Source organism: Bacillus sp. ME78, from assembly GCF_903970865.1.
Lineage (GTDB): Bacteria > Bacillota > Bacilli > Bacillales > Bacillaceae_G > Bacillus_A > Bacillus_A cereus.
Map to the genome: position 1 here is coordinate 1 of NZ_CAJCKK010000117.1, position 267 is coordinate 267.

A 267-nucleotide genomic window follows, 5' to 3' on the forward strand; every position below is an offset into this window, starting at 1 on the left:
TTTTAGTTGCTTGGCGACGTCCTACTCTCACAGGGACAAGGTCCCAACTACCATCGGCGCTAGAGAGCTTAACTTCCGTGTTCGGTATGGGAACGGGTGTGACCTCTCTGCCATCATCACCAAACTATGAAGGCATATTCCTTCAAAACTAGATAACATTTGCTACATATTATATGGTTAAGTCCTCGATCTATTAGTATTCGTCAGCTCCACATGTCACCATGCTTCCACCTCGAACCTATCAACCTGATCATCTTTCAGGGATCT

Annotated in this window: 2 rRNA genes; both read right to left on the minus strand. The window is 45.3% G+C overall.

Annotation, left to right across the window (positions count from 1 at the left end):
• Positions 1–8: 8 nt before the first annotated feature.
• A 5S ribosomal RNA gene (gene rrf / locus H6481_RS28525) occupies positions 9–124 on the minus strand.
• Positions 125–173: 49 nt separating this feature from the next.
• A 23S ribosomal RNA gene (locus H6481_RS28530) occupies positions 174–267 on the minus strand; the annotation flags it as partial.